The organism is Desulfovibrio sp., assembly GCF_019424165.1.
Classification (GTDB): domain Bacteria; phylum Desulfobacterota; class Desulfovibrionia; order Desulfovibrionales; family Desulfovibrionaceae; genus Desulfovibrio.
The window spans coordinates 22,773-45,298 of the sequence record NZ_JAHZAA010000019.1; the positions used below are offsets into that span (position 1 = coordinate 22,773).

Genomic DNA, 22,526 nt, shown 5'->3' on the forward strand with positions numbered 1-22,526 from the left:
CTCAGTTTCAGCCTGATGCCGCTGGCAGGAGAGTCCGTACCGGAGTTTTCCTGGCTGCTGGTGTGCAGCGCCGGAGGGCTGGGACTTGCCACGGCCCTGATTCAGCTGGTCATGAACTGGGCGCAGAAAAGCATTTCGCCCACAAGGGCTACCCTGATTTACGCGGGTGAACCGGTATGGGCGGCCATTTTCGGTCGCATGGCCGGAGAGCGGCTGCCTTTTCTGGGGCTGGTGGGCGGCGCGTTTGTGGTGGCGGGGGTGCTTATAAGCAACCTGCACCCGCGCCGTAAGGGAAAAGAAAAAAAATCCACATAAGCGGCAGGTATGCCTGCGGTTCGCCAGATACAACGTCCGGCAGTTGGCGGGTATCCATTTTACGGGAACGGGCAGGGCGGCCTGTGCGAACGTCAGGCTGTGACCCTGCGCGGCGTGTGAGCCTCCCGTGAAGGCTCCCCGGAACCTTTTTTATGGTCACGATACCGGAAGGGATTGCGCCCGGCGCGATCTCTTCCGGTCTGTTTTTTGGGCGGGGCTTGCCGGCCCATGCGCTACTGGCATCAGGACGGCAGGGATTCTGTCTGTCCTCCGGGCGATGCGCTGGTGGCAGGTACGGGAATTGGGTGTAATAGATAAACTGATATTTTCGATACAGTTGGGTCAAATATGGGTTTCAGGTTTTTTGTCTGTTTTTTGAGAATATTTTTTTCCATGTTGACGTATAGCTGAGAGAGAGGTATTTAAAACGAAATTCATTTTTGATTTCACTAAATCCCGGATATTGCACTATGTCGCACTCGAAAACACTCCAGACGGTCGGCACGGGCCAGACAGTCTTTGTTCTTGCCGTCAATGCGGCAGAGGCCGAATTGCAGCGTCTTGAATCCATCGGCGTTTTGCCTGGTGTGGAGCTGGACGTGCTGGCCGATAATGGCGGTCCTATTCTTGTGGCCGTGGGCGAGGCACGGGTGGCCGTAGAACGCGAACTGGCCGCATCGGTTATTGTTGCGTAATCAAGGAGCATTTGATGACTCTCAGCAAGATGGTTCCGGGCGATACCGGCAGCGTGAAAGATATCAGCGCCACCGGCGCCCTAGGCCAACGGCTGATGGACCTGGGTTTTTACCCCGGTGCACGTGTGCGCGTTGTACGCAACGCGCCGCTTGTGGACCCTGTGGAAATTGAACTGGACGGTTACCACGTCAGTCTGCGTCATGACGAAGCTGATCTTGTGGAGGTTGACGGCTAATGAGTTCTCCTCTGTTAGCGGCAAGTCCACACTGTTCAACATGCTTACCGGGGCGCGCCAGCACGTGGCCAACTACCCCGGTGTTACCGTTGAGAAAAAGACAGGTTATTTTGACCTCGGCGGCCGCAAGGTGGAGCTTGTGGACCTGCCGGGAACCTACAGCCTGACTTCCTATTCGCTGGAAGAAAAAGTGGCGCGCGACTTTATCCTTGAAGCTTCGCCCCAGGTCACCATCAATGTGGCTGACGCGGCCAATCTCAAGCGCCATCTTTATCTGACCCTGCAACTGCTGGAAATGGAAACTCCGCTTGTTCTGGCACTCAACATGATGGATGTGGCCGAACGGCGCTCTATCAAGGTTGACGTGGACGGACTGGCGGGCGAGCTTGGTATTGCCGTCGTACCCACGGTGGGCAAAAAGAGCAGTGGCGTGCAGGCATTGCGCGCAGCTCTGACCACCGCAGGGGAAAGCGGGCCGAGATCCGCGTTTGCCGTGGACTATGGCCCCATGGAACCATATCTGGCCGACCTTGCGGCCCTACTTGCCAATGAGGAAGCCCTGGCCGGCTTGCCTCTGCGCTGGCTGGCTGTGAAACTTATGGAAAATGACGAAGCCGCCATTGCCCTGGTGCGAAAGCGCTGCGCAGCGGCTGCCGACATTCCGGCCAGGGTGGTCGCCATGCGCGAGAGCTTTGCCGCGCAGGGCGTCAATGCCGAAAGGCATGTGGCTTTTGCCCGCCATCGCACGGCCGCAGCGCTGGCTTCGCGGCATGTGACCCTGCCCGCACAGGGAACCACAAGCCTTTCCGACAAGGCTGACAGGTTTGTCTGCCACAGGTTTTTCGGCCCGGTCATTCTGCTTGCCATTCTGCTCATCCTGTACCAGGTATCCATTGTTTTTGGCGGAGATGTGGCGGCCATGATCTGGCCCCTGTGGGACAATGCCCAGAACACCCTGGCGGGACTTTTGCCCGCGTCCGGCTTTCTGGAAGATCCTCTTTTGCGTTCCCTTGGCGTGTGGGTTATGCGCAGTGTTACGGCCATCCTTAATTATCTGCCCATATTCTTTCTGCTTTTTGCCCTTATCGCCATTCTTGAAGACAGCGGGTACATGCCGCGCATGGCCTTTATTCTTGACCGCGCCTTTCGCCGTTTCGGGCTGCACGGCCAGTCCACGCTGCCGCTTATTCTCGGCGGCGTATATGTGGGCGGCTGCGCCATCCCCGCGGTTATGGCGACCAGGGCCATTCCGGACGAAAAAGCCCGCCTGGCGACCATTCTTATCGCACCCATGATGAACTGCCTGGCCAAGGTTCCGCTGTATCTCATACTGATCAGCGCCTATTTTGCCGCCAACAGCGGTATGGCCATGTTCTTTATCGCTACCATTACCCTGTTTATGGCCCTTCCCGTGTCCAAGGCCCTTTCGCTTACCCTGTTGCGGGGAAAGCCCAGCGCGCCCTTTATTATGGAGATGCCGCCCTATCATCTGCCCACCATCAGGGGAGTGCTCGCGCGCGCCATCGAGCGGGTGTGGATTTTCATTCGCAAGATCTTCACCGTGGTGCTGGCTGTGGCCGTGGTCATTTTTGCGCTGATCAACTTTCCCGGGCTTGGGGAAGAGCGCATGGCCGTGTACGAGAAAAAGTCCACAAAAGCCATGAGCGATTTTGTCAAGGCCGTGGACAAGACCTCGCTGGCCGGACAGTTTACCCTGGATGACGTAACACCCCTGCTGCTTTTTGAAGAAGACCTCAAGGATGCCAAGCGCAGCGTGACGGATCAGGAAGCTTCAAACAAGATTGATGCGGTTTTTCAGGAAAAAAGCCCGATCTACTTCACCATCGTGCGCGCTGTGGGGGCGGACGGCAAAGCTCTGCGCCCGGCGTTGCGCAAACTTGTCAGCGCGCGTAAGCAGTTGCGCCGCGAACTGCGGGAAGAAACCTTTGAGCACAGCGCCCTTGGTATCGCGGGCAAGGCTCTGGAGCCTGTGACGCAGTACGCCGGTTTTAACTGGAAGATCAATATTGCCCTGCTTTCGGCCTTTGCGGCCAAAGAAAACAGCGCCGCCACCCTCGGGGCCATTTACGGGCTTGATGGTGATGCGCCTGTGCAGGACAGCATGCGTGAAGACGCTACCGGATTTACCCCGTTGCATGCCCTTGCGCTCATGCTGTTCATGGCCCTGTATCCGCCCTGCGTACCCACGTCCGTCATGGTGCGGCTGCAATCCAATTCCACGGGCTGGATGCTTTTTTCCATCATCTATCAAACCTGCCTGGGGCTGGCGGTGGCCGTTCTTGTGTTCACCGGCGGCACGGCGCTGGGGCTTTCGGGCTGGCAGGCCATGTGGATATTCTACGGCCTGTGCGTGGCGCTTACCATTGTTATGGGGATGATACCCGAACCTGACAGCAGAAAAAAAATGGACGCTAAAAAGCCGGTTACGGCATAACATCTTAAGGAGGATCTGATGAAAAATCTCTTTCTGGCCGCAGTGCTCGGTCTGACCATGCTCTTCGCTACCGCCGCCATGGCGCACAGCCCCCTGTGCAGCTGCTTTGACAACGGCGACGGCACCATTACCTGCGAAGGCGGCTTTTCTGACGGCTCTTCTGCCTCCGGCGTGAAAATGCTGGTGGTGGACGGCGGCGGCAACACCCTGTTTGAAGGCAAGATGAACAAGGACAGCGAGTATAACTTTAAAAAGCCCGAAGGCGCCTACAAGGTCGTCTTTGACGCCGGCGACGGCCATAAGGTGGAAGTGGACGGTTCCAAGATCGTTCAGTAGCGGGCCGCGCTGCGACCTTTTTTGTGAAAAGTGGAAGACTTTGAAATTCAAATTCTAATGGAGGTTTCATGAAAAGCATCAAAACCCTGATCTTCGCCGGGCTTTTGGCCCTGATGGCCGTGCCTGCCCAGGCGCACTTCATGGTCATGTACACGCCGGAAGTGGCCAAGAGCGAACCCAGCGACATGGACGTCCGCATTGTCTTCACCCATCCGGCCGAAGCCGGGCATACCATGGATATGGGCGGAGTGAAGGAGTTTTATGCCATGTATCAGCGTGGCGAAAATGAGCCGAAAAAAATCGACTTCATGAGCTCGCTGAAGCCCATTACCTGGAAAAACCCCGAGTCCTCCGGCCCGGCTTTTTCTGCCCTGATTCCCCGCAAGGACATGCGTTCCATGGGTGACTACACGTTTGTGATGGTCCCCGGCTACTATCTTGAGAAAGAAGAAGACGTTTACATGCAGCAGATCACCAAGCTGGTGGTCAACGTGGGCGGCATCCCCGGCAACTGGAATTCCGCGCTGGGCCTGCCTTGCGAAATCGTACCCCTGATCAAGCCTTACGGCGTATGGACCGGCAACGTGTTCAAGGCGCGCGTGCTTTCCAACGGCAAGCCCGTGCCTAACGCCGAAGTGGAAGTGGAGTACATGAACCACATGCCCGACCTCAAGGCCAATGCCATGACCAAGAAGGGCACCGTCAAGTATCCGCATGACGCTTTTGTTACCCAGACCATCTTCACCGATGATCAGGGCTACCTGACCTTCGGCATTCCCAAGGCCGGCTGGTGGGGCTTTGCCGCTCTTGGCGTAGGCCCGGACAAGGAACACCAGGGCAAGGAACTTTCCCAGGACGCCGTTATCTGGGTCAAGGCTGTAGATATGAAGTAGTTTTGACGGGCAAAGCGGCTGATCGCCATGGCGGTTGGCTGCTTTGCATCTGCGCGGCCTGTGCCGCGCGGGTATCGTCTTAATACGGCGTTATGCAGACAGAATGTGCATTTTCGCTGCATGAAGCTTTGAAAAGCATAGTGCTTTGATGGCCTGTTCAGTTATGGAATAAATGCCGTAGTGTGTGTGAAAAATGCCCGGTTTGCCGGGCATTTTTCGTTTTTTGCGGCGCAGGCCACAAGAAAACGCCCACGCAGTGTTCAGGTTGCGTGGGCGTTGTTTAAAACGGATTTGCCGTGGTCTATTTTTTTACTTCAACCCATACAGGATTGGTGACGGCGTAACGGCCTTTGCCGTCCATCACCACAAAGTTGTACCAGGTGTCTTTTTCGGGCGTAGCCTCAAAGGTGTAGGCGACGGCATCCTTGGTATCATTGAATTCTTTTTTGCTTACAGGCTTGCCTTCGCTGTATACTTCAATACTTTTCAGGCCGTGCACGGCCTGTAGCTCTGTGCGGAGCGTAACGGCCTCTCCGGGCTTTACGCTTCGGGTGGAGCCGAACATGCTGTCGGCGGCAGGCGTAATGACAGGCCCCATGGTAACATAGCTGTTGCCGGCCTTCAGGGCCGCCATGTAGGACTTGGTGCTTACCTTGCCGTCAACGTATGCGTAGGTTCTGATAATGCCAGGGTAGAGAATGGACGTCACATCGTGCTGGTCCGAACCGGAACTGAGGTAAATCTTTTTTCCCTTGTTCCAGTAGTCCATGGCGGCATCAAGCGCGCGCTTGTCCATATTTTTAGGGTCGGTCAGATCAATGGTGGACTGGATTTCAAGCAGGTCAAAGTCGTCGCTGCCGGGCGCATAGCCGTCCTTGACGCCATCCCTGTTATGGAGAAAGCCGTAGTCGGTGTACGGATGGTTCATGACCACCAGCGCGCCCATGGCGTGTCCGGCCCTGATGATTTCCGCGGGAGTAAGGTTGGGCGAGATGGGCTTTTGCTTGTAGTCCACCCCGAGAATGCCCCAATGCCCCCAGCCGGGAGAAACTTCAAGGCTGGAAAGGAAGGGGTTTCCGGTTGATTTTGCAAGTTTTTCCATTTCGGCATTGTTGCCCACAGAGTCGTGGTCAGACACGGCAAGGCAGACGAGTCCGGCAGCGAGCTGGCCCTTGTGCAGCTCCTTGATGGGGGTTGCGCCGTCGCCGATGTCGGAATGCTGATGGATGTCCGCACTGTACCATTTTCTGCTGGCAGTCTGGATGGCAGTGGGAATGGTGATGGTTTTTTTGAGCATTTCTTTGGGCGTGACGGTTTTTTTGACCACTGCGGGCAGGCTTTCAAAGTCGCTGCTGTGGGTGATGGTAAACGTCAGCTCATTTTCCGGAGCAGGGATATCCGCGCGGATTTCGCAGGTTTTGGGATCGGAGAAAAAGACTGTTCCGCCGAGGGTTTTCACCGTAGAGGTCGTGCCGTCAACCTTCATCTTGGCATGGATGGGCTCGCCCTTTTCGTTCACGACCTTAAAGACGGCCTTGGCGCCATCCTTTACGGTAAACTGCACCTTCTGGTCGGCCGTAAGCGCCATCAACTGGCTGCCCGAAGGGGTATAGCCCTTGGCCTCGACATGTGCACTATAGTTCCCTTGGGGGAGCCGCATGGAAAAGTTGCCCTTCGCATCAGTCATTTTCCATACAAGGGGTTGCAGAATGTCTTTTTTTACCGCATCGGCGCCGTGCGACTTGACGGTTTCCTTGTATGCGCCTTCCTTGCTGATGATAACAAAGGCTCCGGGAACCGGTTTACCACTGCTGTCCTTGACCTGGCCCTGCACGAGGGCAAAGGGAAGCGAGGGGTCTTTTTCTTTATAGCGCTCAAGTATGGGGGCGGTTTCGCCCTTGTCCACAACGATGATTTCGCCGGTATATTCGTAGGTTTGGCCCGGTTCAATGGTGCGCAGCACATACAGGTCTTTGTAACCGCTGGAACCCTTGTAGGCGTTTGCGCCGTCCACCTGCACGGCAACGGCATAATCCTTGCCGTAGGTGACGATAAAGTCGCCGAAGCGCTCCTGCACGTCTTTGTCGGCGCCGATAGCTATGCCGGTGGCCTTGAGGTCCGGGTAGTAGCCAAAGGGGCCGTACATGCTGGCGGCAAGGGTGCTCAGGGAGTACCCGCTGTACATGTTTTCATAGGCTTCGTTGCCGGCGGGGTTGTGTACCGTGGTTTTCAGGCCGATGTAGTTTTTGTCCGCCTCAAGCGTGTACTCAATGGTGACATTGAGGGGCAGGGTGTGTCCCTTTGTCCAGTAGCGGCTGTTTACCGTAACGACGATCTTGTCTTTGTCCTGCCTGCACAGGATGTCCTGATGGGGAACATGCAGCAGGTCTTCATCATTGTACGAACCGGTGGCAGACCAGAGGTCGTTAAGAAACTCGATGTCATTGACCAGGTCTGTGCCGAACTTGCCGTCGTTCATGACGGCAACGTCAAGGATGCTGCCGCTGGTCATATTCCAGTAGTTGTTGGAGCCGACAGCAAAAGAGACCGCGATTTTGCCGTTATAGATGGTGAAATCTTTTTCGTGAATGGCCATGCCCTGGTCGATGGGGGTAGGGCCTTTGACAACGCCCAGGGGAAAGGCGGGCGATGTTCCGGCAAAACAGACAGTGGGCAATGTTGTAACGGCGATGAGCCCCGCTGTGCCGATAAGAAATTCTCTACGCTTCATGTTCTCTCCTGTAGTAAAAATGCAGCCCGGTAGTGTGTTCTGGGCTGATAAAACGTGTGCGCAACCGCGCTTTGCCGTGTGTACGGCCAAAGCCGCAAGGCAGATGCGCACATAAAATTGTGCTTTCGCAGCAACACCGGAACCGGCCGGAAGAACGTGAGCGAATTTTCTGGAGGCAATCGCTACCGCCCGGGGGCGGCATGATTGAAAACAGGAAGAAGGAGGCAGGCGGCAGCCAACAAAAAAGATGTACAATCTCATGTTACAGTACCTGTCGCGACATGTTTTCCTGCGCAATGCGGCAGCGAGGCTGCGCGGGCAGTGAAAAAAATCGCAAGGCCAGGTATGTGCCGTCTGCTGTGTGGGCGTCAGGCGCAAAGGCTCCAACAGCTCACAAAGCATCTCTCCTGTAGGCAGAAGTTCCAGCAGTTTCCCGCTACGCCTCTATAAAAGGCCGTATTCTGACTTGTTAGAGCCTAGTATATCTTCAGGATTTTTCAATAAAAATTTTTGAAGCGCTAAAAGTTATTGAATAAAGAATTTCATATGTAAAGGCCGAACTGCCAATCGCACGGGTCATATCCTGCGGATGCGGGACCTGCTGCGCAACGTGCGCACTGTGATAACCACGTTACAATAAAACCCGTGCCGTACGGGTACGTGCTCGCTGTTTTTATTGGTCTGGCGGCGAGCCTGCTGGGAACTTTATTGCGCGGGTGGGTTGGTGCAACGGATGCCGCATGGCAACGCAGGCGGCCTGTCAGTATACGGGCTGTATTGACGCAGGTGGTAATCTGCGAGGGGGCGGAAGGCAGCCAGGCTCTCTGAGCAGCAGGGAGCGACAGGTGCGTTTGGGCGCTGACAGCATGTGGATAGTACCCAAAGGCGGCGGTTGTGAAGCGGCTGCCCCAGAGTGGCAGTGCGCACAGGCTCAGATGTGCAAAAGAAAAAAGGTTACTGCCGAAACAGTAACCTTTGATTTCATGGAGCCCTTGTCCGGGATTGAACCGGAGACCTCATCCTTACCAAGGATGCGCTCTACCGACTGAGCTACAAGGGCGTTGTAACGAAAAATGCTTTTAGCGCATACCTGCTTTATGGTCAAGCATTTTGTGCAGGATTTTTACATTTTTATGCAGATTGCTCACTGTTGCCCGCGCCGGATGCAACCAGCAGCTTGTGTACCGCGCGAAAAACGGCCCGCCGCGCATGCGGTGCGCTGCCATCGGCCATTTCCTTGCGGGCTTTGAGCACCAGGCTGCGCAAGTCCTCGCCTGTGGCTTGTCCTTTGCGCGGGTTTTGCCCTGCGGGGGCAGGTTGAGCGCTGTCTGGGTCTGCCGGGTTTTCAGCCTGGGGCCGGGGCAGGGCATCCAGCAACTGATCAAGCTCGTCTGCCGGGGCGGAGAGCAGGCGATCGCGCCACTGTTCTGCCCGGTGCAGGGCTGCGGTGGCCGCCATGGAGCCAGCCTTGCGGCGTTCCAGGGCGTCACGCAGAGGGTCTACATCATCCATTTCGCGTATGAGACGGCCAATGAACTGCATCTGGCGGCGGCGGCCTTCATGATTGCGTATGCGGGCGTACAGGGCCAGGGCTTCCGTAAGGTCCGCAGACAGGTTCAGATCCTGCACTTCCTGCGGCGCAAGGCGGGCAAGTTCTTCACCCAGGGCCTGGAGAGCGTGGCTTTCGCGCTTTTTGGCCGAACGGCTGGGCTGCTCGAAGTCCTGTCCCTGGCCGTCGTCCTGGGCCTGCCATTGATACTGTTTTTTACGAGGCATGCAACATCCTGGGGCAATTGTATTTTTTAAAGGTAAATGCCAAGAATCACCCCGGCCAGCACCACAGGAGAAATGATGCCGTTAAGGGTGAAAAAGGCCGTGTTTACGTGGCGCAGGTCTTGCGGGCGCATGAGCCTGTGCTCCACAAAAAGCATGATGGTAATGCCCAGCCAGACCACATACCAGGGCCAGCTTAAACCGGCTGCAAAGCCTGACAGCAGCAGAAATATGGATGTCATGGCATGCGAAAAGGCCGCCAGAACAAGTGCGGTTTCTGCGCCAAAGGTGGCCGGTATGGAGTGCAGCCCGAAAGCCGCGTCAAAGTCCAGATCCTGAAAGGCATAATACACGTCAAAGGCCGCCACCCAAAAGGTAACGGCAAAAAACAGCAGTATGGGGGCCATGCCCAGGCTGCCGGGATCGACGGAAAGCCATCCGGCCAGCGGGGCAAGGCCGAGGGTAGCCCCCAGCCAGAAATGGCACAGGGGGGTGAAGCGCTTGAGCACACTGTAAATAGCCGAAAAAACGAGCGCAGGAACAGAAAGCCACAGGCAGACCTGATTGAGGCAGGCACAGGCAATGACAAAAATGACGGCCATAAGCCCGCAGAACGCCCATGTCTGTCTGGTGGAGATGACCCCGGTAACAAGGGGCCGGTTCTGGGTGCGCGGATTATCGCTGTCAAAAGGCAGGTCCACAATGCGGTTGAACGCCATTGCAAAAGACCGGGCCGCCACCATGGCGATGGTCAGAAATACCAGGCTCCACGCCGGGGGCATTCCCCGCGCGGCCAGAAAAGCCCCGGCCCAGGCGTACGGCAGGGCAAAAATCGAGTGTTCGATCTTGATCATCCGGCAGATATCCGAAAATTTGCCGAAAGGGGAGGACAGACGCCCCAGGTGCGGGCTTATCCGGCCAAGAGGATTTTGGAAACGCATTTTTTCTCCTTACAACTGATCCTGATCCGTACGAAAAATATTTTTGCCGATGTCCGTTACGCCGTGTCGCTTATACCCCGGCAACGCGCCGTTTCCGGTGGCGGGAATGCGGTGCTGCCTCAAGGCGGCTTTAGGGCAAAACCGGCCTAGCCGCCGCAGTCGGCGGGGTCGCCCTGAAGCTTGGCAAGAGCGTGGGGCAGGGCAGGCAGCACGGCTGCCAGGTTTTCCATAACGGCCTTGCGGCTGCCCGGCAGGTTTATGATAATGCTTTGCCCAAGCACGCCGGCGGCGGCCCGTGATATAACGGCGTGCGGCGTTTTTGCCAGACTGGCCGCAAGCATGGCCTGGCTGAAGCCGGGCAGGCTGATATCCAGCAGAGCCTCTGTAACCTGGGGCGTGATGTCCCGGGGGGAAAGGCCCGTGCCGCCCGTGGTGCAAATGAGATCATAGCCCTGGCTCAGGGCAAGTTCCGTCAGCAGGGCGCGCAGCGGGGCCGCTTCGTCCGGCAGCATAAAACCCTGGCTGTGGCACAGGGGCATGGCGGCAGCGACAGCACCGGCAATGGCCGGGCCGCTCATATCCTCACGCATGCCGCGCGAGCCTTTGTCTGAAAGGGTGACCCAGGCGAGACTGTAGCCCTTTTTGCGGGCGGTCATCTCCAGCGGTCCTTCGGGCAGGTCGGTAAGGGCCGTCAGCAGAAGGCAGTGAGCCGCATGGCTGACAGCGCCGTTGCGCGTGTCAGGGGCGGGCAGCCACATGCGGCCGGTCACCTTGAGCAGGGGGGTGCCGCAGGCTCCGCAAAAGGTTGTGCCCACAGGCAATGCGGGCAGAGCCCATTGCTCTGGAGTCATAAGGCCGTGCCACGGAAAATGTTTTTCAAGAGGCATGCCCTCCGGCAGGAGCGGCAGACACTGGCCCTTTTGGCAGGCGCGCACATGCAGCAGAATGTTCATAAACATGCTCCGGAAAAATCGCTGGCGGGTGTCGGATTTGTGAAAATAATAGAATATTGTAGCCGCAAGCGCGATGGGTTACAAGTCCAATACGCGCCCGCGTCTGCCCGGTCCGGCCGGGCGCGGAGCATATTTTTCAAGGAGTTTCAGTTATGACCACTCGCAGCCAGGATCAGACCCAGGACCTCAAGGTTCTCGGCACAGGCCGCCTCACCTCCCCCGAAGGAGGCCCCAGCGTAGCCCTGCTGGAGGCTTTTCCCAACTGTTTTCCGCAACGGCCCTATGTAATCAGCATCAGCTTTCCCGAATTTACATCGCTCTGCCCGGTGACCGGTCAGCCCGACTGCGGGACCATAACCGTTGAATACATTCCGGACGAACTGTGTGTGGAATCCAAAAGTTTCAAACTGTATATGTTTGCTTTTCGCAATCATCAGTCTTTTATGGAAACCATTACCAACAATGTGCTGGAAGATTTGCAGACGCTGCTCAACCCCTGCTGGTGCCGGGTCAAGGGCCTGTTCGCGCCGCGCGGCGGTACGCGTATTCATGTTTTTGCCGAGGCCTTCAAGGACGGCATGCCCGAAGAGCAGAGCGCTCTTGTGCGTGAAACCGTTCGTTCCTGGAAGTCTGAACCGGACCCGCACCGGCCGTAAGCGCAACCGCGCCGCCTGATCTTGTTCGGACGGCGCGGATTTGCCCGGATTTGCGCCGGAAAGCCCGGCCCATTCCTGATAGCCATGAGCAAAAACTGCCGGCAGCAAAACGCGGCCCCGTCAGGTGGCCTTGCCCGCACTGCGGCCCTTTTGGGCGGCTTTGCTCTTTTTTCGCGCCTGCTCGGCCTTGCTCGCGATATGGGCATGGCCTGGCTTTTGGGCGGCGGTGCCGCAGCGGATGCGCTGGTGGCGGCCATGCGCCTGCCGCATGTGTTGCGGCGGCTGCTTGGCGAAGGCTCCCTGTCAATGACACTGACAGCCAGTCTTGTACGTTTGCGGCTTGGCGGGGGCCGCGTCCCGAATGGGGCGGGTGGTCCGGATGGACCGTATGGACCGTATGGATCGGATGGGCCAACCGGGGAAAAAAATACAGCCATGGGGCTTTTGGCCCGCGCGCTCTCATTGCGGCTCGGCCTTGTGCTGGTCCTGTTTACCCTGGTGGGCCTTGCGGCAGCGCCCTGGCTTGCAAAGGCGCTGGCCCCGGGCTTCAGCGGTGCTGAACTGGAGCGCACGGTTTTTCTTTTACGCCTCTGCCTGCCCTACGTGCTTGCGGCGGGCATGGCGGCGCTGGGTATGGCCCTGCTGCACAGCATGGGCATATTCTGGCTTCCGGCGCTTTCTCCAGCCCTGTTCAACATGGTTATGCTGCTGGCTGCGGGGGCTGCGGCCCTGGGTTTTTTCCCTCCTGCCCCTGCCCTTGCCGCAGGCATGCTGTGCGGGGGGATTGCGCAGTGGCTGGCCCAGTGGCTGGCCGTGCGGCGGCTTTTGCCCGGAAGCTTCATGAAAGCGCCGCAGAGCCCGCCAGAACATGCGCTTGGGCAGGTGCATGCCCTTGGCACAGGCGCGGAAAACACACGGGCGGTCAACAGGGCCGCCTGGCGCTGTTTGCGGCTTCTGCCCGGCGGTGTGCTTGGGGCTGCGGCTCCGCAGCTTGCCATGCTGGCGGCCATGGCGCTGGCCTCCGGCCTGGGACAGGGGCAGGTGGCGGCGCTGTATTATGCCGAGCGCCTGCTGGAACTGCCATTGGGGCTTGTGGGCGTCTGTCTGGGGATGGCCAGTCTGCCTGCTTTGAGCCGTCTGGCTGCTGAGGGAGATTTCAGCCGGTTCGGACAGCATCTTTCGACGGCCCTGCGCCTGACCCTTATGCTCAGCCTGCCCGCAGCCGCAGGCTTGGCGGCCTTGGGGCCGCAACTGGTGGAAGGTCTGCTGGGCCACGGGGCCTTTGACCGTCAGGCTTCGCTGGAAACCGGCCTGGCCCTGCTGGCCTACGTGCCGGGGCTGCCCGCTTTTGCCTGCAACCGCTCGTTGCTGGCGGCCTGCAACGCCCTGGGGCTTGTGCGCCACACAGCCATGAGCGCCCTCTGGACCGTTGGGGGAACCCTGGTCGCCGGACTGGCGCTGACACGTATGCTCGGGCCGGAGTATTCGGTGCTGGCCCCGGCTCTGGCGGTGAGCTGCGGTCTTTGGCTACAATGTGTTCTGCTGTTGCGCCTGCTTGGCAAAACGCTGCCGGAAGACGGCGTTTGCCTATCCGCCGGGCGTAAGGGCTTTTGGCCCGGCCTGCCGCTCTGGCTGCCCGCTCCGCCGGTCGTGGGACGACACGTGCTTGCCGGGGGGCTGACCGGCCTTGCGGCCAATGCCCTGTTGCGCCTGTGCGCGCCGTGGGGGGTGTGGCCGTCCCTGCTGGCGGGCATTGCCGGTGGGGTTGCCGTATGGGCGCTGGTGCTGCTGATTCTGCGTGATCCGGATATGCTTCTTCTTGCCGGGCGCTTGCGCAAGAAGCCGCGTGGTCCTATAGTTGATGGCAGTGCCTGAGGAAGCGCAAGGATTGCCCGCATGAAAAAAAATTTTTCGCTGAATCTACGGATCACGCCCGGACGCGCGGCTCTGGCCATATGGGCTTCGGGCCTGCTGCTGCTCGCGTTGTGCTCGTTATGGGCCATGCGCGAAGACAGTGAGGCGGCGCGTGAACGTCTTGCCGTGCAGGCCCGCAATACCGCGGTGCAGCTTTCTGCCCTGCTGGCCGTTCCGGCATGGGATGTGGACGAACTGGCGGCCCGCACCATCGTCATGGCCGCTATGGAAGATGAGCGCATTTATGCTGTCAAGGTACAGACGCCGCAGGGCATGCTTGAAGGACAACGGCGCAATTATCAGTGGGAGCCTGTACCCTGGGATGACGAAATGGCCGAAGATGCCGTGGCGGGGCTGAGCCCTCTACGGGTGGAAGGCCGCCCAGTGGGTACGGTGCAGGTTTACGTTGCCCCGCGCGTGAGCCAGGAGGAAACAGCCCTTGCCGCGCGGCGGGAACTGTGGCGTTTTGCCCTGAGCAGCATACTCTGGACAGCGGCCCTGGCCGTGGTATTCAGGTTGCGCCGGGGCCGCGGGGCAGAGACCGTGCATGTGGCGGATATGTCCCCCGTGCCTCCTGTGTCCGCCGAAGCGGAAACGGCGCAAGCCGATGCTGTGTTTGCCGGGTCGCAGCGCGTATTGTCCGGTACAGCGGGACGGGCTGGAGCCTGCCCCTGTGATACAGACAGGCCCACGCCCGAAAACGGAAATGACGAAGGCCTTGAAGGCCTGCTGCCCAATGCTGCGGGCGAGATTGTCAGCCCGGTGCTCGGTCTGGCCTTTATGCGCAGGCATGATCATGTATGGCAGGTTACCGCCGGGCTGTTCCGCCATTGTTTTGCCCATGCGCCGGGCCTCATGAGCCGCCTTTATGAAACGGGCGACAGCACTTCGCTGTGCCGCCTGGGTTATCTGCTGGAAAAGGCGGCTCCCTGTCTTGGTGCAGAGCGGCTGGCCGGCGCGGCCAAGAACATGCAGACAGCCCTGCACGGGCCTGACGGGCTACGCGCAACGCTGGCTGTGGAAGAATGCGTTCTGGCTCTTGATGAAGTGCTGGACAGCCTGCGATAAGCAATTTCAAAGAGACACGGTTTGGCAAAAGCCTCTTTTGCCCGATTGCGCAGGAAAATTTTTGAGGGCCTGTTGCTGCGTTGTGACGCGGCAGGGGTAACGTGCGTTTTGTTGAAGGTTTGCACCGTGCGCCCATAGCATTTGGCGGCCATGAAGCCGGGGTTTCGGGCCTGCACCGGTTTTTGTTTTGCGGTACGAGTCAAGAAGGAGAAGGAATGGGATTTTTTTCAGCCATAAAAAAGATTTTCAGCACCGGAACCACAGAAGGGCAGGAACAGGAAAAACTGGAGCTGACAGGGGAGCGGACTCCTGACGAAGTCGTTGCCCCCGAGCAGTCGGCAGCACCGTCAGAAGCGGCGCAGACTACCCCGGAGCAGACCGGGCCGGAATCCGGTTTGGCGCAGCCCGGCAGCCGGGATCATGCCCCTGAAGAATCCCCCGAGTCCCCCGAAGAGCCTGTGCGGGAAGCATCTGCGCAGACTGACGGCACACCGGAGCCTGCCGAGCCGGAAAACGCGGTAGCGGCACAGCCCTTGCCCGCTGAAGAAAGCGTGGCGGATATGAAAGCGGCGCCCGAAACTGACCGGCCTGTGGGGGCGTCTTCAGCGGCTCCGACTCACGAGGTTGAGCCGTCTGCTGTTGCTGTTGCTGACGTTGCCGTTTCCGCCGTCTCCGGTGCTCCTGGCGATCAGGCGATGACCCTGCGCCTGCGCGAGGCCGAGCCGCGGCTTTCTGTCTGGCTGGGCATTGTGCTGGAAGACGTGAGCGAAACCGGCGATCTTTTGTGGCAACGTCTTTCTTTTCTGCTTGGCGCTCTGGAGGCCCCGTCCCATGAGGCACAGGCCTTTGTGGACGACTTCCGCGACTGGACGCAGCGTATGGACTACCGGCAGGTGGACGAATTCCGTTCGGAATTGCAGTACCGCCTTGCCCTTGCCCTTGATCTGGAAGACGAAGAAGACGAGCGCAGCCGTCTTTTCATCAAGATTACCGAAGGGCTGGCCCGCACGCGTGAGCAGTTCGCACGCGGACTGGACACGCTTTTTTCCGGACACGGAGAACTTGATGACGCGTTCTGGGAAGAGCTTGAAGAACTTTTCATCATGGCCGACCTGGGCTATGAGCCGTCCATGGAGCTTGTGGAGCGCCTCAAGGAGCGCGCCCGCAAGGAGAAAGTTACCGAAGCCTCCGGCATGCGCGCCTTGCTCATGGCTGAAGTGGAAGAGATATTCCGCGCGCCTCGCCGCATTGCCGCAGTCAACCCGCCTGAAGTGGTGCTGATGATCGGCGTCAACGGCGTGGGCAAAACCACCACCATCGCAAAGCTGGCCCACCGCGCCCGCATGCAGGGCAAAACGGTCATGATTGCCGCCGCCGATACCTTCCGCGCCGCTGCCATAGAACAGCTTCAGGTGTGGGCCGAGCGTGTGGGAGCGCTTTTTCATGCCAAGTCCGCCGGGGCTGATCCTGCGTCTGTGGCCTATGAGGCTATGGACCGCGCCGTCAAGGAAGGGGTGGATATTCTTTTTGTGGACACTGCGGGCCGCCTGCAGACCAAGGTCAATCTTATGGAAGAGCTGACCAAGATTCGCCAGGTGCTGGGTAAAAAGCATCCCGGCGCCCCCCATCGCAGCATTCTGGTCATTGACGCCACCACGGGGCAGAACGCCCTGTCACAGACAAAACTGTTCAAAGAGGCGGCCGGGGTGGACGAGCTTATTCTGACCAAGCTGGACGGCACGGCCAAGGGGGGCGTTGCCATCGCGGTAGCCATGCAGCATCATTTGCCTATCACGTTTGTGGGGCTGGGCGAAAAGATGGAAGACCTGCGCCCCTTCAACGGTGAAGACTACGCCCGCGCCCTGCTCGGGCAAAAAGAGTAAGCAGCGTGAATCCGCGCATGGGGCTGAGGCGCATACGCGGATGACGTACAAATGCTTTGCTGGCGGGCGCGTAAGAACTCTCGCTATGATTGCAGAAGCGGCCCGTTGGACGGGCCGCTTCTTGTGGTTCCGGGGGCTGGAAGCACGGGCGGCAGTGCAAGAGAGCGCTGCCGCAGAACGGTTTTTGTGCTGCCATTACATCATGCAGCGCTCAATGCCGCGCCGCGCACCCGCATGCCCAGGCTCCATATCAAGGGCCGCCTGAAAGAACTGGGCCGCACGCTGCTTTTCGCGTGACTGAAGAAAAACAGCGCCGTAATTGTAGGCAATGGCTACACTGGCCCGGTACAGGTCCGGGGCCATATCCAGCGCCTTGAGCAGGTTGGCCTTGGCCTGCAGAAAATCCTGTCCTTCGGCAAAGGCCATACCCATATTGTAGTAAAGGTTGGCATCTTCGGGCGCAATTCTGACGGCCCGCTTGTATTCCGTAATGGCGTCCTGCCAGCGGCCCTGCTTGCGAAGGCTGATGCCAAGCTGGTTAAACAGCGCAAGGTCACTTTTGGAAAGATATTTTCCTTTAACATCAAGGCTGTTGCGCAGGAATTTTTCGGCCTTGAGCGGATCGCGTTCCGCATACACCCCGGCTATGCGGCCGGAGAGCGCGCTAAGCCCCTCCACTGCCTCACGGTTCATCTGCACAAGCGCCTTGTCAAAAAAGTTTTCCGCCTGTTCCGCATTGCCCAGAGCCAGATGCACCTCACCCAGGCTGACCTTGCGGTTAACGTTGAGCGGCGAAATGTGGTCGAGCTTTTGCAAGTAGCGCAACTGGTTTTCCCTGTCGCCCAGGTGTTCGTACATTTCTGCCAGGCGCTGCAGTGGGGCCAGGTACAGGTCGGCAGCGGCAGCGGCTGCCTCATAGGCTTCTCTGGCAAGGTCGTATTCTGCAAGGCCCCGGTGGGCATCGCCCATGACAAGATAGGCTGCGGCGCTGCCGGGCTTGATTTCAAGAATCTTGCGGCTGGCGGTCAGGGCCTGCGTATATTCCTTGCGTTCAAGCAGGCCTTTGGCCAGATCAATAGCCTGCCCAAGCTTGCCTTGAGGCTTGATGGTAAAGGCCATTTTTTCAATAAGCGTGTTCATTGAAACAGGCTTGGCAATGAAATTGTCCGCGCCAACCTCGTGCAGCAGCATAAGTCTGTCACGCTGCACTTCATTGGTGAGGATGATGATCTTGAGGGCGCGATAGGTCTGCTTGATCTGACCCACAAGAAAGCTCAGGTCCTGCCCGCCAACGCTGCGCTCAAGAAAAAGCAAGGGGGCAGGGTGCCGTTGCAGAAGGTTGCGCAACTCGCCGGGCAAGTGGCGGGGATCAGTAAGGGCGGTGAACTGGCCGGGGGCGGAAAGCCCCAGCTCTTTCGCCAGGGTGAGGCGCAGTTGTGTGCTGAAGGCCTGGTCATCTGTAAGGACGATGACGTGCCCGTTTTCTTTGCTTATATAGTTGATGACAGTGTCCTGATAGGATGTCTGCCGGGCTTTCAGGGCCGGGTCGGATGCCATGACATCTCCTTTGGGAATTCAAAAGAATAAAACGGCCGGAACCGGCCGTGGAAACAGGGAAAATATTTTTCGTCTCTGAGGCAAGCCACAGCATGGCGAAATTGTGTTGGCTCATACGTAGTTTTTTAGTGTGTTGTCAAGCGCGCGCGGCAGAGACAAAAACAAAAAAAATGGCAAAAAGCCTTGACGCCACGCCGTGTGTTAGCTAGAACAACGCTTGCCCATGAGGACAGGTGTCTTCTATGGGTATTTCCCTGGACGGCAGGGAAGGGCAGGTTGAGCCTGCTCTGCTGTACCTGGCGCGGTCAATCGCGACCGCACAGGATTTGACATGTGCAGGCGTTACCAAATGCCGGACAATGTCGAGCCGTTCCAGCCCAGAGACGGATCCCACCGCTGCCCCGGAGGCGCGCGTGACCCGGGGCTGTAAGGTAGAGGGGTATACCCCTCATTTGGTGACCCTGCGGGACCGCCTTGCCACCTTTTCTTGGTGGCCTGGCCTGGGCGACGCCGGGGAGCATCATGCGGATGATGCAGGCGCGTTCAGGCGTCCAAAATCTTCCGAATTTCCTGATTATCAGGCATGATGCGCGCATTAGCGCAGCCCCTTACGTTGCTCCGTTCCGTCCCTTCCAGGGTGAGGTCGGCCTTCGGGCCATACTTCATGGCCCCGCGTAAGCTGTGAAGAAGCCTGCACTGCCGGTGGTCGGCAGGTGGGATGTTTTTGCAAACGGAGTAGGCACAATGACGACAGTTAGCAGCGATCGCATTCGGATCAAGCTCAAAGCCTACGATTACCGCATACTGGATAAAGCCGTTGCGGAAATCGTGGATACGGCGCGCAATACGGGTGCTGGAGTGGCAGGGCCAATCCCTCTGCCCACCAACATTCACAAGTACACCGTCCAGCGTTCCGTGCACGTGGACAAAAAGTCCCGTGAACAGTTTGAGATGCGTATCCACAAGCGCCTTATGGATATTCTGGAACCCACGCAGCAGACCGTCGACGCGCTAGGCAAGCTTTCCTTGCCCGCCGGTGTGGACGTGGAAATCAAGCTCTAGCGAGAGGCAGTCATGGCTGAGAAAATGGGAATTTTGGGTCGCAAACTCGGTATGACCCGCATATTTGACGGTAACGGCGCAGCCGTACCCGTCACGGTGATTGAGGCAGGGCCTTGCCCCGTCACCCAGGTCAAGACCGCGGATTCCGACGGCTATAACGCCGTGCAGATCGCGATGACCAACGCTAAGGAAAAGCATGTGAGCAAGGCCATGCAGGGTCACTTTGCCAAGGCTGGCAAGGGCCTCTTCCGCCATCTGCGCGAAATCCGTCTTACGGCTGCTCCTGAGCAGGAACTGGGACAGGAACTTACCGTTGAAATGTTCGCTGCCGGCGACACCGTCAAGGTGACTGGCAAGAGCGTTGGTAAGGGCTACCAGGGGCGCATGCGCCGCTGGAACTTCGCCGGTTCCAAGGATTCGCACGGCTGCGAAAAGGTGCACCGCAACAACGGCTCCATCGGTAACAACACTTTTCCCGGTCGCGTGTTCAAGGGCCGGAAAATGGCCGGTCACTGGGGCAATGAAACCGTTACGGAAATGGGCCTGACCATCGTTGACGTGCGTCCTGAAGACAACGTCATTCTGGTCAAAGGTTCCGTGCCCGGCCCCAAGAACGGGCTGGTGCTGATCCGCAAGCAGTAGAGGAAGCAGCAATGGCTACCGTGAAAGTATTTGACCAGAACAAGCAGGAAAGCGGTGAAGTTACGCTGGCTTCCGACGTGTTCGAAATCGAGGTGAGGCCCGAAATCCTCAACCTCGTGGCACGCGCGCAGATGGCGGCCAAACGCGCCGGGACGCACAATGTCAAAACCCGCGCCTTTGTTTCCGGCGGCGGCGCCAAGCCCTGGAAGCAGAAGGGTACCGGTCGCGCTCGCGCCGGTTCCAACCGCTCGCCCATCTGGCGCGGCGGCGCCATCACCTTCGGCCCCAGCCCGCGCGACTACACCTTCAAGGTGAACAGCAAGGTGCGCAGCCTGGCCCTCAAGATGGCCCTTTCGAGCCGTCTGGCCGCTGAAAGCCTGATGGTGGTCAAGGGCATTGTGCTGCCCGAAGCCAAAACCAAACATTTTGCCAAGGTGGCCGACACCCTGGGTCTTACCAAGGCCCTCATTGTGGCGCCCGAGGAAAACGCGGAACTGACCCGTTCGGTTCGCAATATCCCCGGCCTCACCCTGATCACGGTGGACCGCCTGAGCGTGCTTGAAATCCTGAAGCACAAGCAGCTTGTGCTGCTGGAAGGCGCTGTGGAGTCTGTGCAGGCGCGCTTCGAGAAGAAGGGAGCTTAGTTATGGAAATCACTTCTGTTCTGCTCAAGCCCCTGCTGACCGAAAAGACGACCATGCTCAAAGACGAAGCGCAGCAGGTGGCCTTTATGGTTCACACCCAGGCCAACAAGCTTGAAATCAAGCAGGCCGTGGAAAAGGCTTTTGATGTTAAAGTGGAAGCGGTTAACGTGGTTCGCCGCGCGCCCCTGAACAGGGAGCGCCAGGGCCGCGTTGTCGGCCGCAAGCCCGGCTGGAAAAAAGCGTATGTGACGCTGCGCCAGGGCGATAAAATCGAGTTCTTCGAGGGAGTATAAGCATGGCTGTCCGCAAGCTGAAACCGACTTCCGCTGGGCGTCGTTTCCAGACGGTTTCCGATTTTGAGGAAATCACCCGGACGCGCCCCGAGAAGTCCCTCACCGTCGGTCTGACCAAAAAGGCCGGCCGTAACAACCTGGGCCGCATCACCAGCCGCCGTCGTGGCGGTGGCGTCAAGCGTCTGTACCGGATTATTGACTTCAAACGCGACAAGACCGGCATTGAAGCCCGCGTGGCGCACATCGAGTACGATCCCAACCGTACTGCCCGTATTGCTCTTCTGCATTACACTGACGGCGAAAAGCGCTACATTCTGGCCCCCGTGGGCCTGAAGCAGGGCGATGTGGTCATGAGCGGCGTCAACGATCGCAACGGCGAAGTGGCCGACATCATGCCCGGCAATGCCCTGCCCATGCAGCGCATTCCTGTGGGTACGGTCATCCACAACATCGAGCTGTACCCCGGTAAGGGCGGCCAGCTCTGCCGCGCCGCCGGAACCTACGCCCAGCTGGTAGCCAAGGAAGGCAAGTATGCTCTCCTGCGTCTGCCCTCGGGCGAAGTGCGCAAGGTGCTGGTTACCTGCGTGGCCACTGTGGGCCAGGTGGGCAACGTGCACCACGAAAGCATCAGGCTGGGCAAGGCAGGCCGCAACCGCTGGCTCGGCCGCCGTCCCAAGGTCCGTGGCGTGGCCATGAACCCCATCGACCACCCCCTGGGCGGTGGCGAAGGCAGAAGCTCCGGCGGCCGCCATCCTGTGTCGCCTTGGGGCATGCCTGCCAAGGGGTACAAGACCCGCGACAAAAAGAAGGCCTCTTCCAGGCTTATTGTTAAACGCCGCGGCCAGAAGTAGGAGTAGCTCATGCCGAGATCATTGAAAAAAGGGCCGTTTGTTGACGGTCATTTGATGAAAAAGGTCGACACCGCTGTGGCCAACAGTGACCGCCGCGTGCTCAAGACCTGGTCGCGCCGCTCGACCATCCTGCCCGAAATGGTGGGACTGACCTTTGCGGTGCATAATGGCAAGAAGTTCGTGCCGGTGTTCGTCACCGAAAACATGGTGGGCCACAAGCTGGGCGAATTTTCGCCCACCCGTACCTACCATGGGCATGCCGCCGACAAAAAGGCCAAGGCCGGCAGGAAGTAGGGTAGCGATATGGAATCTAAAGCTATTGCGAAGTTCCAGCGCGTTTCGCCGCGCAAGACCCGTCTTGTGGCCAAGAACGTGCAGGGTCTTGGAGTGGAGGAGGCTATGAACCTTCTGCGCTTCACGCCCAACAAGCCCGCGGGGGTTCTTTACGGCGTGCTCAAGAGCGCGCTGGCGAATGCCTCCCAGTTGGGCGGCGTTGATGTGGACGCCATGGTGGTGAAGGAAGTCGTTGTTAACGAAGGTCCCACCTGGAAGCGCTTTATGCCCCGTGCTCAGGGCCGGGCTACCAAGATCAACAAGCGCACGAGCCACATCACCGTTATACTCGCAG

At 58.7% G+C, this 22,526-nt stretch carries 23 protein-coding genes and 1 tRNA gene; 18 read left to right on the top strand and 6 right to left on the bottom strand.

Annotated elements, in window-relative coordinates:
* The 6 genes from QZ377_RS07980 to QZ377_RS08005 form a co-directional block, all read left to right on the top strand.
* Positions 1–315 (top strand): EamA family transporter (locus QZ377_RS07980; protein ID WP_291440637.1); only part of this gene is annotated, 315 nt, incomplete at its 5' end.
* Positions 316–785: 470 nt separating this feature from the next.
* Complete coding sequence (locus QZ377_RS07985) at positions 786–1,010, top strand: FeoA family protein (RefSeq protein WP_072312208.1); 225 nt, start codon at positions 786–788, stop codon at positions 1,008–1,010.
* A 14-nt stretch (positions 1,011–1,024) separates the two neighbouring features.
* Positions 1,025–1,246 carry a ferrous iron transport protein A gene (locus QZ377_RS07990; RefSeq protein ID WP_291440638.1) on the top strand — a complete coding sequence of 74 codons (222 nt, stop codon included), beginning with the start codon at positions 1,025–1,027 and terminating at the stop codon, positions 1,244–1,246.
* Positions 1,212–3,701 carry a ferrous iron transport protein B gene (feoB, locus tag QZ377_RS07995; protein ID WP_291440639.1) on the top strand — a complete coding sequence of 830 codons (2,490 nt, stop codon included), beginning with the start codon at positions 1,212–1,214 and terminating at the stop codon, positions 3,699–3,701. Before QZ377_RS07990 ends, feoB begins: the two co-directional genes overlap by 35 nt.
* 18 nt (positions 3,702–3,719) lie before the next feature.
* Positions 3,720–4,037: a hypothetical protein gene (locus QZ377_RS08000; protein ID WP_291440640.1), complete on the top strand. Its 318-nt coding sequence runs from the start codon at positions 3,720–3,722 to the stop codon at positions 4,035–4,037.
* A gap of 68 nt (positions 4,038–4,105) precedes the next feature.
* On the top strand, positions 4,106–4,930 hold the full coding sequence (locus tag QZ377_RS08005) for a DUF4198 domain-containing protein (protein ID WP_291440641.1): 825 nt from the start codon (positions 4,106–4,108) through the stop codon (positions 4,928–4,930).
* Between the two features lie 301 nt (positions 4,931–5,231).
* On the opposite strand, the gene QZ377_RS08010 is transcribed toward QZ377_RS08005, so the two are convergent.
* From QZ377_RS08010 to QZ377_RS08025, 4 genes are all read right to left on the bottom strand, one after another.
* Positions 5,232–7,661 carry a CehA/McbA family metallohydrolase gene (locus QZ377_RS08010; protein WP_291440642.1) on the bottom strand — a complete coding sequence of 810 codons (2,430 nt, stop codon included), beginning with the start codon at positions 7,659–7,661 and terminating at the stop codon, positions 5,232–5,234.
* Positions 7,662–8,645: 984 nt separating this feature from the next.
* Positions 8,646–8,721 (bottom strand) — tRNA-Thr (locus QZ377_RS08015).
* Positions 8,722–8,792: 71 nt separating this feature from the next.
* Positions 8,793–9,437 (bottom strand): ribosome biogenesis factor YjgA, encoded by a 645-nt coding sequence (gene yjgA / locus QZ377_RS08020; RefSeq protein ID WP_291440643.1) that lies wholly within the window; start codon positions 9,435–9,437, stop codon positions 8,793–8,795.
* A gap of 26 nt (positions 9,438–9,463) precedes the next feature.
* On the bottom strand, positions 9,464–10,375 hold the full coding sequence (locus tag QZ377_RS08025; RefSeq protein WP_365854634.1) for a 4-hydroxybenzoate octaprenyltransferase: 912 nt from the start codon (positions 10,373–10,375) through the stop codon (positions 9,464–9,466).
* On the opposite strand from QZ377_RS08025, the gene QZ377_RS08030 reads away from it, so the two are divergent.
* Positions 10,271–10,525, top strand: coding sequence for a hypothetical protein (locus tag QZ377_RS08030; protein WP_291440645.1), 255 nt, complete (start codon positions 10,271–10,273; stop codon positions 10,523–10,525). The genes QZ377_RS08025 and QZ377_RS08030 overlap by 105 nt on opposite strands.
* Here QZ377_RS08030 and QZ377_RS08035 read toward each other — a convergent pair.
* Positions 10,522–11,328, bottom strand: a complete 807-nt coding sequence (locus QZ377_RS08035; protein ID WP_291440646.1) for a MogA/MoaB family molybdenum cofactor biosynthesis protein — start codon at positions 11,326–11,328, stop codon at positions 10,522–10,524. The two genes, QZ377_RS08030 and QZ377_RS08035, sit on opposite strands and share 4 nt — an antisense overlap.
* A 152-nt stretch (positions 11,329–11,480) precedes the next feature.
* On the opposite strand from QZ377_RS08035, the gene queF reads away from it, so the two are divergent.
* The 4 genes from queF to ftsY all read left to right on the top strand — a co-directional run bounded on the left by queF (position 11,481) and on the right by ftsY (position 16,849).
* Complete coding sequence (gene queF / locus QZ377_RS08040) at positions 11,481–11,984, top strand: preQ(1) synthase (protein ID WP_291440647.1); 504 nt, start codon at positions 11,481–11,483, stop codon at positions 11,982–11,984.
* An 84-nt stretch (positions 11,985–12,068) separates the two neighbouring features.
* Positions 12,069–13,859, top strand: coding sequence for a lipid II flippase MurJ (locus QZ377_RS08045; protein WP_291440648.1), 1,791 nt, complete (start codon positions 12,069–12,071; stop codon positions 13,857–13,859).
* A gap of 21 nt (positions 13,860–13,880) precedes the next feature.
* Complete coding sequence (locus QZ377_RS08050; protein WP_291440649.1) at positions 13,881–14,966, top strand: hypothetical protein; 1,086 nt, start codon at positions 13,881–13,883, stop codon at positions 14,964–14,966.
* Positions 14,967–15,181: 215 nt separating this feature from the next.
* A complete protein-coding gene (gene ftsY / locus QZ377_RS08055; protein WP_291440650.1) occupies positions 15,182–16,849 on the top strand; it encodes a signal recognition particle-docking protein FtsY in 1,668 nt (555 codons plus the stop codon).
* A 195-nt stretch (positions 16,850–17,044) separates the two neighbouring features.
* Here the strand turns inward: ftsY and QZ377_RS08060 are convergent, their stop codons facing one another.
* Positions 17,045–18,406 carry a tetratricopeptide repeat protein gene (locus tag QZ377_RS08060; protein ID WP_291440651.1) on the bottom strand — a complete coding sequence of 454 codons (1,362 nt, stop codon included), beginning with the start codon at positions 18,404–18,406 and terminating at the stop codon, positions 17,045–17,047.
* A gap of 744 nt (positions 18,407–19,150) precedes the next feature.
* Between QZ377_RS08060 and rpsJ the strand changes: the two genes are divergently transcribed.
* The 7 genes from rpsJ to rplV all read left to right on the top strand — a co-directional run.
* Complete coding sequence (gene rpsJ / locus QZ377_RS08065) at positions 19,151–19,468, top strand: 30S ribosomal protein S10 (RefSeq protein WP_022658146.1); 318 nt, start codon at positions 19,151–19,153, stop codon at positions 19,466–19,468.
* Between the two features lie 12 nt (positions 19,469–19,480).
* Positions 19,481–20,110, top strand: a complete 630-nt coding sequence (rplC, locus tag QZ377_RS08070) for a 50S ribosomal protein L3 (protein ID WP_041723886.1) — start codon at positions 19,481–19,483, stop codon at positions 20,108–20,110.
* Between the two features lie 11 nt (positions 20,111–20,121).
* Positions 20,122–20,754, top strand: coding sequence for a 50S ribosomal protein L4 (gene rplD / locus QZ377_RS08075; protein ID WP_291440652.1), 633 nt, complete (start codon positions 20,122–20,124; stop codon positions 20,752–20,754).
* Between the two features lie 2 nt (positions 20,755–20,756).
* A complete protein-coding gene (gene rplW / locus QZ377_RS08080; RefSeq protein WP_012624296.1) occupies positions 20,757–21,047 on the top strand; it encodes a 50S ribosomal protein L23 in 291 nt (96 codons plus the stop codon).
* 2 nt (positions 21,048–21,049) lie between these two features.
* Positions 21,050–21,898, top strand: a complete 849-nt coding sequence (gene rplB, locus QZ377_RS08085; protein ID WP_291440653.1) for a 50S ribosomal protein L2 — start codon at positions 21,050–21,052, stop codon at positions 21,896–21,898.
* A gap of 9 nt (positions 21,899–21,907) precedes the next feature.
* Positions 21,908–22,192 carry a 30S ribosomal protein S19 gene (gene rpsS / locus QZ377_RS08090; RefSeq protein ID WP_012624298.1) on the top strand — a complete coding sequence of 95 codons (285 nt, stop codon included), beginning with the start codon at positions 21,908–21,910 and terminating at the stop codon, positions 22,190–22,192.
* Between the two features lie 9 nt (positions 22,193–22,201).
* On the top strand, positions 22,202–22,526 hold a 325-nt coding region (gene rplV, locus QZ377_RS08095), incomplete at its 3' end, for a 50S ribosomal protein L22 (RefSeq protein ID WP_291440654.1).

Coding starts and splice junctions, on each gene's coding strand:
- QZ377_RS07985 (WP_072312208.1), top strand. CDS start 786: ATGTCGCACTCGAAAACACTCCAGACGGTCGGCACGGGCCAGACAGTC.
- QZ377_RS07990 (WP_291440638.1), top strand. CDS start 1,025: ATGACTCTCAGCAAGATGGTTCCGGGCGATACCGGCAGCGTGAAAGAT.
- feoB (WP_291440639.1), top strand. CDS start 1,212: ATGACGAAGCTGATCTTGTGGAGGTTGACGGCTAATGAGTTCTCCTCT.
- QZ377_RS08000 (WP_291440640.1), top strand. CDS start 3,720: ATGAAAAATCTCTTTCTGGCCGCAGTGCTCGGTCTGACCATGCTCTTC.
- QZ377_RS08005 (WP_291440641.1), top strand. CDS start 4,106: ATGAAAAGCATCAAAACCCTGATCTTCGCCGGGCTTTTGGCCCTGATG.
- QZ377_RS08010 (WP_291440642.1), bottom strand. CDS start 7,661: ATGAAGCGTAGAGAATTTCTTATCGGCACAGCGGGGCTCATCGCCGTT.
- yjgA (WP_291440643.1), bottom strand. CDS start 9,437: ATGCCTCGTAAAAAACAGTATCAATGGCAGGCCCAGGACGACGGCCAG.
- QZ377_RS08025 (WP_365854634.1), bottom strand. CDS start 10,375: ATGCGTTTCCAAAATCCTCTTGGCCGGATAAGCCCGCACCTGGGGCGT.
- QZ377_RS08035 (WP_291440646.1), bottom strand. CDS start 11,328: ATGAACATTCTGCTGCATGTGCGCGCCTGCCAAAAGGGCCAGTGTCTG.
- queF (WP_291440647.1), top strand. CDS start 11,481: ATGACCACTCGCAGCCAGGATCAGACCCAGGACCTCAAGGTTCTCGGC.
- QZ377_RS08045 (WP_291440648.1), top strand. CDS start 12,069: ATGAGCAAAAACTGCCGGCAGCAAAACGCGGCCCCGTCAGGTGGCCTT.
- QZ377_RS08050 (WP_291440649.1), top strand. CDS start 13,881: ATGAAAAAAAATTTTTCGCTGAATCTACGGATCACGCCCGGACGCGCG.
- ftsY (WP_291440650.1), top strand. CDS start 15,182: ATGGGATTTTTTTCAGCCATAAAAAAGATTTTCAGCACCGGAACCACA.
- QZ377_RS08060 (WP_291440651.1), bottom strand. CDS start 18,406: ATGGCATCCGACCCGGCCCTGAAAGCCCGGCAGACATCCTATCAGGAC.
- rpsJ (WP_022658146.1), top strand. CDS start 19,151: ATGACGACAGTTAGCAGCGATCGCATTCGGATCAAGCTCAAAGCCTAC.
- rplC (WP_041723886.1), top strand. CDS start 19,481: ATGGCTGAGAAAATGGGAATTTTGGGTCGCAAACTCGGTATGACCCGC.
- rplD (WP_291440652.1), top strand. CDS start 20,122: ATGGCTACCGTGAAAGTATTTGACCAGAACAAGCAGGAAAGCGGTGAA.
- rplW (WP_012624296.1), top strand. CDS start 20,757: ATGGAAATCACTTCTGTTCTGCTCAAGCCCCTGCTGACCGAAAAGACG.
- rplB (WP_291440653.1), top strand. CDS start 21,050: ATGGCTGTCCGCAAGCTGAAACCGACTTCCGCTGGGCGTCGTTTCCAG.
- rpsS (WP_012624298.1), top strand. CDS start 21,908: ATGCCGAGATCATTGAAAAAAGGGCCGTTTGTTGACGGTCATTTGATG.